Consider the following 11,987-nt stretch of genomic DNA (forward strand, 5'->3'; position numbering starts at 1 on the left):
AATGCCCGTTTAATGGCGCTGCTCTTGCAACAGCAGCGCTATGACGAGGCGCTGCAGTGCATGGATGATCGACTGATGTTGATCACGCGCTTAGTGCAGCAAGCCAAAGAGAATCCGATGCAACAGCAAGACATTGCAGCCTTGGCCGCCAAGGCTGCCGTGCAGGAAGAGCACATGCAAGCTATGGCTGCCAGTCATCATCAGAGTGTCTTCAAACAACTGGCTCAAATTGGCACAGCCAATAAGGCTGGGCAAGCGTATCGCGTGAACAGCAAGGAGTTTTGATGTCAGTCAATATGGATGCGGCCCTGGCAAAAGCTGAACAGGAGGCGCAACGACTGCAGCAGCAAGCAGAGCAGGAAGCCGCCATGAAGGTGGCGTTGCCTCTTCGCTTTACACAGAATATGGCGGCATTTCGGCAATATATTCCCCACATTGCCGACATGTATGAGGCTTATCAGCCCGCCCGCCCATTCAAATTTTTCTGCAGTGAGAACGGTCAACCCAATCTGGCCTGGCTCGATGATGATGTAGCCGTTTATGGTGCCGAACCCTACCTTATTTGCGAGACGCTGGTGCAAGAGTTCATGGAAAAAGGGGGGTTATCCAAGTTCTCTTTCAGTCAGGAGGCCAATCCCCTTGGCTTCATGCATGTTGAATACCTCAATAAATTGAATGCTTACCTGGACGAGATATCCATCAGGGAAGATATGCTGAGCCATGTCCCCAATGAGGTACCAAGTGCTCTTATCTTCGGGGTAGGTCTGGGTTACCACCTTGGTTATCTCTATGAGCGGTGCAAGATTGGCACTCTCTTCCTGTTTGAGCCGGATTTGGACCTATTCTACGGGTCGCTATTTTGCTTTGACTGGGCACCACTACTGGCTTACTTGCACCAGGAGAATCTGGGGCTGCACATCCTGCTGGGGCAAGATGAAGAAACCATAGTGAAGGACTTTTCGTCGGCTATTCACAGCCGGGGTTCTTTCCTGATCGCCAATGCTTTCATCATGTGGGGCTATCAGTGCGACAAGATAAAAAAACTGATTGAGAAGGTACAGCAAGAATATTATCTGCTGGTAATGGGCTGGGGTTTCTTTGACGACAACCTGATTGCACTGTCTCATACCATCAATAATATCGAACGTGCAGTCCCTTTCTTGAAAAAAGAGCACAGAATCTCATCAAAATATCAGCGAACGCCCATATTTATTGTCGCCAATGGCCCTTCGCTGGATAGCGCTATTGCTACCCTCGAAAAAAATAAAGACAAGGCCGTTATCGTCTCTTGTGGCAGTGCCATATCAGCCTTGCACAAGATAGGTATCAAGCCGGACATTCACGTTGAAACGGAGCGGACCAAGATTGTCTATGACTTCCTGGTCAACTTGAACGATCCAGATTATCTGCGGGATATCTTGTTCCTGAGCACGGATGTGATCCACCCTGATTGCGCTTCGCTATTCAATCAATCAGCGCTTGTCTTCAAACTTGGTGAGCCTGGCGTCGTGCTCTATCATAATTACTTCTCGCACTTGGCCGCTAGTGCAGCCCTCGGTGGTGTTAACCCTCTGGTGGGCAATATCGGTGTCAGCGCTCCCATCCATCTTGGTTTTAAAAACCTTTATCTGTTCGGTCTTGATAACGGCTACAAGAACAAGGGACATCATCATTCAAAGCTCAGCTCCTATTATAACAATGAGGAGAGTGCCGGGGCGCTGGGTGACATGATGTATGGTGATAGCCAATGGCAGCGGGAAGGGAATTTTGGCGGCACCATTATCAGCAATGCCATGTTTGACACCTCTCGCCGGGTGATCGAACAAGTACTGGCCACCAATGAAGATGTTCGATGCTTCAACTGCAGCGATGGCGCCAAGATTGAGAAGACCAGAGCCTTGCCAAGTGTTGAGATCAGCCTCTCTTCGCCTGTAGACAAGACGGCCCTGCTGGCGGAGATCACTGCGCTCTGTGCCCCCATCCCCTTGTCCAAGCAAGACTTCTCTTCGCTGCTTGACGTCGAGTTCTTCAATATCTTCATCGACAAGATGGTGGCCGAGTGGCGACAGGAGTTCTCATCTCGAAATGAGCTGAATCAGCTGATGTTGCGTAACTTTGGCTATCTTGCTCAGATCGCCGCCACTCGGCAGCAGCATATCTCCCAAACCATGATAGGTTCGATGAATTATGTGTTTACTCTGCTGAGCTCCATTCTCTATTCATTCGAAGGTGAGGAAGAAACGCTGGAGTTGATGAAACCGGCTATCGATTTATGGCTGGAGTTTTTATCGAAGGCGAGAGAAATGTACCCAAGGGCACTCGACAGTGTCGACATGATAGATAGTGAAGTGATGGCACTGTTTAGAAAATAAAAGCAGAAGCATTCAGAAAGTAAGAGCAAAAAATAAAATACCGACCCGAAGGTCGGTATTTTTTATCTCTTCGGGTAGGGGTTCTGTGCCGCGAGCAGCCTCGCATCCTTACGCAATATCTGTACCGAAATCAGTGCATCCGGCTCCAGTTCAGCACTGCCATCGTGGTGTTGTACGTGTTCAAACAGACGATGGTAGCCAGGATGCCAACCAAACAACTCTCCGTAGTTCATCTTGTAGCTGAAAAGATTGGCGTGGTGCTGGTAGTCGTTCCGATAGTGGCCCGCCGGGGGGTTGAAATCCATGATGGTCATAAGGCCCCTGTCAGCCAGCAAAGCATCACTGCCAGCGGCAATCTTGAACAGATCCTGCGGGTCGCAAAGGTAGAGGCAAAATCCGAAGATGATAAGGTCAACGGGCTCTATCTCGGGCAAGCAATCGGCGGTGCCCACGGTGAGGTGCAACCCAGGATAGCGAGAGAGTCCATCCTGGATGGCGCTGCTTGAAGGATCCACTCCATAGCAATAGGCACCATAATGTTCGGCCAGCAGCGCCAGTCGCCAGCCATTGGCGCAGCCTATCTCCAGGATCCTGGCGGGTTTGCTCCCTAGATATTGCAGCGCCTTGAAGATGGGATCGCTCGTGAGCGATTTGTCGAGAATGGCGGCTTTGTTTCTCTCATACCACTCGTTCCCTTCTTGCGCCATAAAGACACTCTTCTGTTTCATGTTGTGCTCCTTGGCAGCTCAGGAAACCAATGACCAGTCCAGCGGCGTACCTGCTGGAATATCCTGGTTGGCGCGACGTCCCAGCAGGGAGGGGAGGTGGACCGGGGGCAACCCATGAGCTGGTCGAATGGATCGCAGATTAAGCGGAGTGAACTCCTCGCCAGCCTTCATCTCCTGACAGACGAAGAGTGAACGTGAGAATTGCCGGTTCAGGGTGGCCTTGGCACTGAGGCTGTAATTGACCTCACCCAGGGCAGCCTCTACTTGCCTTATCCCCTCGACCATCTGCGTAAATTCTGCAGGCGTCATGGAGAATGAAGCATCCGGACCACCCAATTCACGATCCAAGATAAAATGTTTCTCGATCACTTGAGCGCCCAGCGCAGCAGCGGCCATGGCGACGGCCTGCCCCATGGTATGGTCCGATAGCCCAACCTTGACACCAAATGTCTGTCGCATATTGGGCATGGTGAGCAGGTTGGCCTCCTCTACCGGGGCGGGGTAGGAGGAGGTGCACTTGAGCAGGGTGATGTCATGATTGCCCATGCGGCGGCAGGCCTGCATGGCGGCATCGATGTCGGCCAGGGTCGCGATGCCGGTAGAGATGATCATCGGTTTTCCCTTGCTGGCCGCATATTCGATCAGGGGAATGTCGGTGATTTCGAACGAGGCGATCTTGTAGAGGGGGACATCAAGGTCTTCCAGAAAATCGACCGCTGTGACATCAAAGGGGGTGGAGAAGAAGACGAGCCCCTCTTTGCGGGCCTCGGCCTGGATGGCGGCATGCCACTCCCAGGGGGTATAAGCCTCCTGATAGAGCTTGTGGAGCGTGGTGCCATCCCAGATGGTGCCCTGATTGATCTGGAAATACTCATTGTCACAATCAAGGGTGATGGTGTCGGCCGTGTAGGTCTGGATCTTGATGGCATCGGCACCACATGCCTTGGCCGCGCGTACCGTCGCCAGCGCCGTCTCCAGGGAGTGGCCATGGTTGGCAGACAGTTCGGCGATGATGAAGCACCTGTCCGGATTGATGGCGCTAGCCATGGCTTGGATCATGAATGTGTCCACTCCTGTTCAGTGATCCCCATCAGCACGAGATCGACATGGTTTGTTGTTTGGGGGCGATAGACCGCCTCCCGCCAGGCGCCTTCATGGCGAAAGCCTGCTCTCAGATAGGCTTGAATGGCTCTTTCATTGTCCGCCGCGACTTCCAGCTTGAGGGTGTGCAGATGGGCGACTTCGAAGGCGAGCCGGTTGACGGCGGTCAGCAGGCGCGCGCCAAGCCGTTTCTCGCTGCGCCAGGGATTGCGATAGATCCCGAGCCAGGCCAGGCGATTGTGCCAGTCCAGGCGGTGCAGGGAGAGTACCCCGAGGATCCCTTGAGGGTCCTGGCAGAGGTAGTTCAGGTTGCGAGTTGCCTGGTGTTGGCGTGCCATGAAGGCGCGATGCGCCTCCAGGCTGATGTCACCCCCTGTGTTCATCCAGCGTGCAATCTCCGGATGGTTGCGCATCTGCCAGACCGCCACTATCTGCTGCTCGTTCAGCATGGCGAAAGGGATGAGGGTGACATCTGCCAGCTCGAAGCGCTGCTGCAGATCTATCTCTGGTTGAGCCATGAGATCGCCTCCAGTGTGCCGTTTCCTGCCATCAGCGTTTGCAGCTTGCGTGCTCGTCGGGTGCGTTCGTTCGGTGCAGCCAGTCTTGCCAGCCTTTGTTCCAGCTGGGAGAGCAAGCCGGCATCATGCCACCAGCCGCCGGGGAGGAAGGCGTCCGGGCCGCACCAGCCAGCCAGCTGACTGGCCTGGTTGTCGGCAACGCCGACAAGGATGCCCGGCAGACCACAGCGCGCCAGCTCATAGGTCACCTGTCCGGCACTGCTGATGGCCAGATCGCAACGACACATGAGAGCGGCCATCTGGCTGGCATCGAGGCGGTGATGTTGCCTGCAGCCCGATAGTCGCGGATCGTGCTCCCGGATGACGACGTCCAGCACCACCTCCGGACAGTGCTGGCTTAGCCAGCTGACCAGCCTTGGCGTCAGGTCGCGCACGTCGGTTCCCCCCATGATGATCAGGATGCGCTCGATGCGCTCGGGAACTCGGGTTCGGGCGGTAACGGACCAGAACGGAGGGCGCAGGGGTTGCCAACCCGGCCCCCACTGCCAGGTGGCGGCACCGCACTTGTTGCCTGGGGTACCGGGGCTGGCATGGATCACCATCCCCTCTGGATAGTCCAGGCGCTCGGTATCATCGAGGTAAATAACCCGCACACAACCCGCCGCTATGCTCTGCAGTGTCGTCAGGCTCGCCGAATAAGAGTCGACAATAGCGACCGCCTGCTGCGGGGAGATGGACTGTTGCTGCCAGTTGCCCCAGTTCACGGACTCCTCCTTGAGCATGGCGCTGGCAAGATCATCGCCCTCGACCACCCAGTGGACAGTGCCGCCCTGTTGCCGCCAGGCGGCGGCATAGGCGCTGCAACGACTGAGGTGACCCAGACCCCGACGCTTGTCCCCTTCGCTGAAAATCCATAGGGGCAGCACTCAGCGCACCTTGAACACCGGCTGGATCGGCTCGCCATCCAGAGATTGATGGATGGCCTTGTCGGCATCCAGACGGATAAGCACTGGCAGCACCTCGGCATAGACGCTCAGCAGGGTGTGAACGTCCTGCTCGCTGTGGGCGAGATTGAGGTTGTGGCTGCCGAGGCTGAGGATGCCCCGTTTGCACAGCTCCTGGATGAAGTAGCTTTTCAGCAGCCAGCTGGAGTGGTTGGCCGAGTCGCCGATCAGCAGGAAGCTCCAGCTCGGGTGACCGGCGCTTTGCAGCCAGCTCGGGGCGTTTATTTGTTGCAGCAGTGCGTTGAGCCCATCGAGCAGTTGCTGGCCCCGCTCGGCCAGTCGTGCTGGCACGTCGAGCAGGCGCATCTTCTTGATGACGGCGTTGGCCGCCGCCAGGGCGATGGCATCGCCGCCGAAGGTGCCGGAGAAGAAGATATCCTCCATGCGGCCCATGTACTGGCGGCGGCCTACCACGGCGGAGATGGGGAAACCGTTGGCCATGCCCTTGCCAAAGGCGGCCAGATCCGGAATGACCCCGAACAGGGTCTGGGCGCCGCCGAGGTGGAAGCGAAAACCGGTGATGGTCTCATCGAAGATGAGCAGGGCGCCGTGCTCGTCGCAGAGCTGGCGCAGCCCGGGCAGGAACTCGGGAGTGGGCCAGGCGACGTTCATGGGCTCCAGGATCACGGCGGCAAACTCGCCGGGATGGGCCTCCAGCTGGGCCTTGAGGGAGCCCAGATCGTTGTAGTCGAAGCGATGGGTCAGTTCGCGTACGCACTCGGGTACCCCCAGGTGGCGAGTGGTGGAGCCGATGTACCAGTCCTGCCAGCCGTGGTAGCCGCAGACGGCGACCCGCTCCCGACCGGTGACGGCGCGGGAAAGGCGGATGCAGGCGGAGGTGGCATCGGTGCCGTTCTTGCCAAAGCGCACCATCTCGGCACAGGGGATAAGCTCGATCAGCTGTTCGGCAACCTCGGTTTCCAGCCGATGGGGAAGGGAGAAGATGGAGCCCAGATTGAGTTGTTCCAGCACGGCCTGGTTTATATCCGGGTCGCAGTAACCCAGGCTGATGGCCAGCAGGCCACTGGCAAAGTCCAGATAGTCGTTGCCATCCACGTCCCATACCCTGGCACCCTGGCCGCGCTCGATAAAGAGCGGGGCGGCGCCGTAGGGGAAGCAGAGGCGGCTCTTGGAGAAGGTCTGGGAGCCTAAAGGAATGCTCTGCTCGGCCCGGGCGGAGAGCGCCAGTGAATGCTGATAACGTGAGGTCATGAGTGGTTCTCCTTGGCCAGCGAGCTTGCCAGCCCCTCATTGCGTTGATGTTGAGTGTTCAGGGTCGCAAGCGCCGGCTCCCGCGCCAGCAAGGCGAGAATGTCGTCGGTGGCAAAGGCCGGGTTGGACGGGTAGAGGCGCTGATATATCTGCTCGACCAGGGCGAAGTCGGCGGGCTCGTCCACCGTCCAGCGCAGGTGGGCCAGGCTGGGGGTGCGGCTCAGTGTCCCTATCTTGAACTGATCCGCATGCTGGCGGATGTAGTAGGTCACATGCTCGCGCTCGGCCGGGCTCTGGGCGCGTTCGGCCAGCAGGTCGAGGGTAGTGGCGCTCAGGATCTCCGCATCCAGTCCGTCCGGGTAGCTGGGATCCCAGCAGTTGCTGCTGTAGTCGTAGCCGCCGGCCAGATGAAGCTCGATGAGTGCATCGATGAGGGCGGGATCCGCGAGGGGGCAGTCGCCGGTGAGCCGGACAATCTGGCTGGGGCCAAAGGGTTGCGCCGCCAGATGAAAGCGCAGCAGCACGTCGTCCAGGGGGCCGCGAAAACAGGGAACATCCAGCTCTGTGCAGAGCGCCGCTATGGCGAGATCATCGGCCTGGTCACTGGTGGCAACCACCAGCTGATCCAGTCTGGCCGAGCGCTTGAGCCGTTCAATCTGGCGGGCGAGCATGGGGGCGCCTAGCAGGGGCTTGAGCACTTTGTTTGGGAGCCGGGTTGAGTTGGCTCTGGCTTGTAAAATGCCAAGGATCATGATGAACTCCAGAGTGCAGGGTTGATGAGGGCCGGCTCGTCACAGGCGAGGGCAGCCAGCTTGTTGTCATGGCACGGATGCAGATGGGCATAGGCCGATGCGATCGCCGCCAGCTCATGGGCATGACAGACCCCTACCACGAAGCGGCTCACTTGGGGCAGGGCCGGGATCAGGGAGAGCGCCTTGTGGAGGGGGGAGCTGTGGGGCTGCCACCCATCCAGCCGCGCCAACTGTTCGCTGAAGGGGTGAAAATGGTCGGGACGCAGGTCCGGCTGCATCAACAAGAGGCCTTGCAGGAAGAGGGAGCGAACATGGATTTCACACCCCAAGTTCTGCAATCGGTCGAGCCAGCCCGAGCGTAAAAAACGCTGATCGAGCAGGTTGGCAGGCAATTGCACCAGCTCCAGGGGGTAACCCTGCTCCAGCCACAGTGCCAGCTCCTCGGGGGAGTAGACGGAGACCCCTGTCTTGCCCACCTTGCCCTCTTGCTGCAGTGTCGCCAACGCCTCGAACAGGGCAGGGCTGGCATCCTGGCTGCGATGCAGCAGCAAGCCATCCAGCCTGGGGCGTCCCAATCGTTGCAGGCTGGACTCCACATAGGAGTCTACGTCTTTGGCGTCGATGCCCGGTGCTAGCTTGGTGATGAGCTGAAAGTCGTTGGTGCTGTGCATCCCGAGCCTCGCCTCTGCCTTGCCATAGGCCTGAGCCGTGTCCAGGGTATCCACGCCCAGCTTGCGCGCCAGGGCCAGTATGGTGTCGAGTTCGTCATCCGCTACCTCGCCCGCGCTATTGCTGATGCCATAGGCGAGCCCGAACTGCACAGTCCCCAAGGCTAGGCGCATAGTACCCGCTCCAGGGCCTCGACGACCTTGTCCTGCTCGGCCTGCGAGAGCGTTGGGAAAAGAGGGAGGCTGATGGCTTGCCGATAGTAGGACTGGGCACCGGGGTAATCGGCCGGGTCATGGCCGAGATCACGGTAATAGGGCTGGGCCGGAATGGGCATGTAGTGGACGTTGACGCCGATGCCGGCCTCCCTCAGCTGCGCAAACACCCGGTCCCGGTCGGCGACCTGGACCACATAGAGGTGGTAGCCGCTGCGGCGGCCATCCCTTTGACGCAGGGGCTGCACCGGCAGCCGGGTCAGCAGAGCGTCGTAACGGGCGGCCAACTGCTGGCGCTGGTCGATAAACAGGGGCAGGCGACTGAGCTGGCTTGAGCCCAGCGCCGCCTGGATGTCGGTCAGCCGGTAGTTGAAGCCCAGTACCTGCTGCTCGTAGTACCAGCCCCCCGGACTGGGAGTGCTCAGTTGCTCGGGGTCCCGGGTGATACCATGGCTGCGATAGAGGCGAAGCTTGGCCGCCAGCTCGGCACTGCGGGTGGTCACCGCGCCCCCTTCCCCCGTGGTGATGGGTTTGACGGGATGGAAGCTGAAGACGGTCATGTCGCTGTGGGCACAGCTGCCGATGGGGTCCCCCTGATAGCTGGCCCCCAGGGCATGGCAGGCATCCTCGATGAGGTGCACGTCATATTGCCGGCACAGGGCGCCAATCTCGGCGAGATCGCAGGGTTGGCCCGCCAGATGCACGGCGATCAGCGCCTTGGGCTGGCGGGGAGTACCCTGAACCTTGTGCAGTTTCTCACGCAGCGCCGCCACGCAGAGGTTGCCGGTATCGGGCTCCACGTCGACGAAGTCCACCTGGGCACCGCAGTAGCGGGCACAGTTGGCCGAGGCGACGAAACTGATGGCCGAGACCCAGACCCAATCATCCGTACCGAGTGCCAGCGCGGTGCAGGCGAGATGCAGTGCTGTGGTGCCATTGCTGCAGGCGATCACATGGGGGACCTGGCAATAATCGGCCAACCCCTGTTCAAAGGCGGGCACCATCTCACCCTGGGTGAGATAGTCCGACTTCAGTACGGCAACGACGGCATCGATATCTTCATCGGTGATGGATTGGCGTCCATAGGGGATCATTCGGCTAGCACCTGCTGGTTCATGGTTTTCAATTCTTCTATCGACAGGAAATGGCGATTATTGAGGGAATTGTATTCAAAGCCGGGCTCGACCAGGGTCGCCTGCTCCCCCAGGGCATTGATCGCGAAGTCATTGTTACGACTCGTAAAGGTGATGCTGGGGGCGATGACGTAATAGTCTTTGAATTCATAGGTATGGTAGGAGTCATCGGCCGGGCACATCACCTCGTGCAGCTTCTCCCCCGGGCGGATGCCGATGATCTCTTGCGGCAGCTCGGGCGCCATGGCACTGGCGAGATCCGTGATGCGCACCGAAGGGATCTTGGGAACGAACACTTCCCCCCCTTTCATGCGGGCAAAGTTTGCCAGCACGAACTCAACCCCTTGTTGCAAGGTCAGCCAGAAGCGGGTCATCTCGGCATGGGTGATGGGCAGATTCGAAGCCCCCTTGGCGATGAGCTGTTCGAAGAAGGGCACCACAGAGCCACGGGACCCAACCACGTTGCCATAGCGAACGACGGAGAAGACAGTCGGGTTCTTGCCCGCCATATTATTGGCGGCGACAAACAACTTGTCGGAGCAGAGCTTGGTGGCGCCATAGAGGTTGACCGGGTTGGCTGCCTTGTCGGTCGAGAGGGCAATGACCTTCTTGACGCCGTTGTTGAGTGCTGCCTTGATGACGTTTTCCGCTCCACCCACGTTGGTCTTGATGCACTCCATGGGGTTGTATTCTGCGGCAGGTACTTGTTTGAGCGCCGCCGCGTGCACCACATAATCCACGTCCCGCATGGCCATGTCGAGCCGCTCGCCATCGCGCACGTCGCCAATAAAGTAGCGCATGCAGGGGTGGTTGAAGTGCTGCTGCATCTCGAACTGCTTCAATTCATCACGGGAATAGACGATAAGACGAGCCGGTTGGTAGCGCTCCAACACCATCTGGATGAAACGCTTGCCAAAAGAGCCGGTGCCGCCGGTAACCAGGATCGTTTTCTCGTTGAACATAGATGTATCTCGTGTGAAGAGGAGTCTGGAGAGATTAAATGCAAAATCAGGGCCAACAATAATCAGATGATGGCCCGACAGGTCAATTCATCCACTGTCTACTTAATGACAGTCTGTTTGCTTTTCACCCAGCCCTGATAGTCGCCGCTGAGGTGATAGACATGGTCAAACCCGGCTTTTTCCAGCTCGGCTTCGGCAAGGGCTGCGCGTCGCCCGCTTTGGCAATAGACCACCACCGGCAGCCTTCTGTCATCGCCGATCTCGGCCAGACGCTTGATGAGCTGATCGTGGGAGATGTTGATGGCGCCAGGAATATGGCCCTCTGCAAACTCCTCCTTCGTCCGCACATCCAGCAGCAGTGGTCGCTTGCTCGATTGATTCTGCCAGCTCTGCAGGGTCTGCTGGTCGATGGGAACCACTGCCATGGCGCTGGTGCCAAGCAAGCTTGCACCACTCAGAGTGGCCCATAACAGGGTGAAGGGAATGCGGCGAAGAGAGAGGGCCATGATGACCTCCGGATCAAGGTTGGGGAGAGCGCGCCGCCGCGATGGCCTGGCACACCTGTTCAACCGCGTTGAGTGCCCGCGGGGTAAATCTGTGCAGCTCATCCGAATTGATCAGGGCGAGTCTGTGTTGTTTAACGGCATCCAGCATGGGCCACTGTTGCCAGTGATCCAGCACATGCGTGTCCCGGCTGCCAGCGAGGATAAGCTGGGGATTGGCCTTGATGATCTGCTCCAGCCCGACCTGGGGGTAGGGACTGGCCGCGTTATCGACCAGATTGCGGCCACCACAAAGGGTGATGGCTTGCGCCGGCCAGGCGTAGCCGCTAACGCTGGTCAGTGGCGGGTTCCAGAGCTGATAGAAGACGCTGATGGACTCACCATGACCATATTTGGCCTTGAGCGTCGCCAGTCTGGCGAGATAGGCATCGGCTTGGGCATTGGCATTTTGTTGCAAACCCAAGCGCTCACCCAGCGCCCGCATCTCTTGGCCCAAGGAGGCAAAATCGGTGGGTTCAGAGTAAAACACCGGGATGCCAAGCTGTTCGATGGGCGCCAGCATGCGTGCCTGGGCCGAACGCCAGGCCACCACCAGATCCGGCTTTTGCGCAAGCAATGCCTCGATATTGATGCTGCGATAATTGGCCACATGGGGCAGGGCGCGCACCTGTGGCGGATAGTCGGACGCATCATCGGTGGCGACGATGCGTCTTTCCGCACCTATATCGACCAATAGCTCGGTCAGATGGGGGGTCAGGCTGATGATGCGCTGGGGCGGCTCGGTTGCTTGCCCCATCGCCGCCAGCAGCCAGAGCAGCGCG

The 11,987-nt window shown here is 58.5% G+C and carries 13 protein-coding genes; 2 read left to right on the forward strand and 11 right to left on the reverse strand.

From position 1 onward, the window contains the following. Window positions 1-12: 12 nt before the first annotated feature. Together ACSMDR_RS17595 and ACSMDR_RS17600 are read left to right on the forward strand one after the other, a co-directional pair. The gene (locus ACSMDR_RS17595) at window positions 13-285 is read left to right on the forward strand and encodes a hypothetical protein (protein WP_436469079.1); all 273 of its coding nucleotides are present in this window, start codon (window positions 13-15) and stop codon (window positions 283-285) included. Next, window positions 285-2,372: a motility associated factor glycosyltransferase family protein gene (locus ACSMDR_RS17600; protein ID WP_436469080.1), complete on the forward strand. Its 2,088-nt coding sequence runs from the start codon at window positions 285-287 to the stop codon at window positions 2,370-2,372. The genes ACSMDR_RS17595 and ACSMDR_RS17600 overlap by 1 nt, the downstream gene beginning before the upstream one ends. A gap of 62 nt (window positions 2,373-2,434) precedes the next feature. Here the strand turns inward: ACSMDR_RS17600 and ACSMDR_RS17605 are convergent, their stop codons facing one another. The 11 genes from ACSMDR_RS17605 to ACSMDR_RS17655 form a co-directional block, all read right to left on the reverse strand. Beyond that, window positions 2,435-3,100 carry a class I SAM-dependent methyltransferase gene (locus tag ACSMDR_RS17605; protein WP_436469081.1) on the reverse strand — a complete coding sequence of 222 codons (666 nt, stop codon included), beginning with the start codon at window positions 3,098-3,100 and terminating at the stop codon, window positions 2,435-2,437. A gap of 18 nt (window positions 3,101-3,118) precedes the next feature. After that, window positions 3,119-4,159 carry a pseudaminic acid synthase gene (pseI, locus tag ACSMDR_RS17610; RefSeq protein ID WP_436469082.1) on the reverse strand — a complete coding sequence of 347 codons (1,041 nt, stop codon included), beginning with the start codon at window positions 4,157-4,159 and terminating at the stop codon, window positions 3,119-3,121. After that, entirely contained in the window at window positions 4,156-4,719 is a 564-nt protein-coding gene (pseH, locus tag ACSMDR_RS17615; protein ID WP_436469083.1) for a UDP-4-amino-4,6-dideoxy-N-acetyl-beta-L-altrosamine N-acetyltransferase, read from the reverse strand. The genes pseI and pseH overlap by 4 nt, the downstream gene beginning before the upstream one ends. Then, the gene (locus ACSMDR_RS17620; RefSeq protein WP_436469084.1) at window positions 4,701-5,645 is read right to left on the reverse strand and encodes a hypothetical protein; all 945 of its coding nucleotides are present in this window, start codon (window positions 5,643-5,645) and stop codon (window positions 4,701-4,703) included. The genes pseH and ACSMDR_RS17620 overlap by 19 nt, the downstream gene beginning before the upstream one ends. Next, window positions 5,646-6,935: an aminotransferase class III-fold pyridoxal phosphate-dependent enzyme gene (locus ACSMDR_RS17625; protein WP_436469085.1), complete on the reverse strand. Its 1,290-nt coding sequence runs from the start codon at window positions 6,933-6,935 to the stop codon at window positions 5,646-5,648. Further along, complete coding sequence (locus tag ACSMDR_RS17630; protein ID WP_436469086.1) at window positions 6,932-7,687, reverse strand: cytidylyltransferase domain-containing protein; 756 nt, start codon at window positions 7,685-7,687, stop codon at window positions 6,932-6,934. The genes ACSMDR_RS17625 and ACSMDR_RS17630 overlap by 4 nt, the downstream gene beginning before the upstream one ends. Continuing rightward, on the reverse strand, window positions 7,684-8,529 hold the full coding sequence (locus tag ACSMDR_RS17635; RefSeq protein WP_436469087.1) for an aldo/keto reductase: 846 nt from the start codon (window positions 8,527-8,529) through the stop codon (window positions 7,684-7,686). The genes ACSMDR_RS17630 and ACSMDR_RS17635 overlap by 4 nt, the downstream gene beginning before the upstream one ends. Beyond that, window positions 8,520-9,662 carry a UDP-4-amino-4,6-dideoxy-N-acetyl-beta-L-altrosamine transaminase gene (gene pseC / locus ACSMDR_RS17640; RefSeq protein WP_436469088.1) on the reverse strand — a complete coding sequence of 381 codons (1,143 nt, stop codon included), beginning with the start codon at window positions 9,660-9,662 and terminating at the stop codon, window positions 8,520-8,522. Before pseC ends, ACSMDR_RS17635 begins: the two co-directional genes overlap by 10 nt. Next, window positions 9,659-10,663, reverse strand: a complete 1,005-nt coding sequence (gene pseB / locus ACSMDR_RS17645; protein WP_436469089.1) for a UDP-N-acetylglucosamine 4,6-dehydratase (inverting) — start codon at window positions 10,661-10,663, stop codon at window positions 9,659-9,661. The genes pseC and pseB overlap by 4 nt, the downstream gene beginning before the upstream one ends. A 98-nt stretch (window positions 10,664-10,761) precedes the next feature. Next, window positions 10,762-11,169, reverse strand: a complete 408-nt coding sequence (locus ACSMDR_RS17650) for a rhodanese-like domain-containing protein (protein WP_005903152.1) — start codon at window positions 11,167-11,169, stop codon at window positions 10,762-10,764. A 13-nt stretch (window positions 11,170-11,182) separates the two neighbouring features. Continuing rightward, complete coding sequence (locus ACSMDR_RS17655) at window positions 11,183-11,962, reverse strand: cobalamin-binding protein (RefSeq protein WP_436469352.1); 780 nt, start codon at window positions 11,960-11,962, stop codon at window positions 11,183-11,185. Between the last annotated feature and the right edge of the window lie 25 nt (window positions 11,963-11,987).

Source organism: Aeromonas molluscorum (genome assembly GCF_051376105.1).
Lineage (GTDB): Bacteria > Pseudomonadota > Gammaproteobacteria > Enterobacterales > Aeromonadaceae > Aeromonas > Aeromonas molluscorum.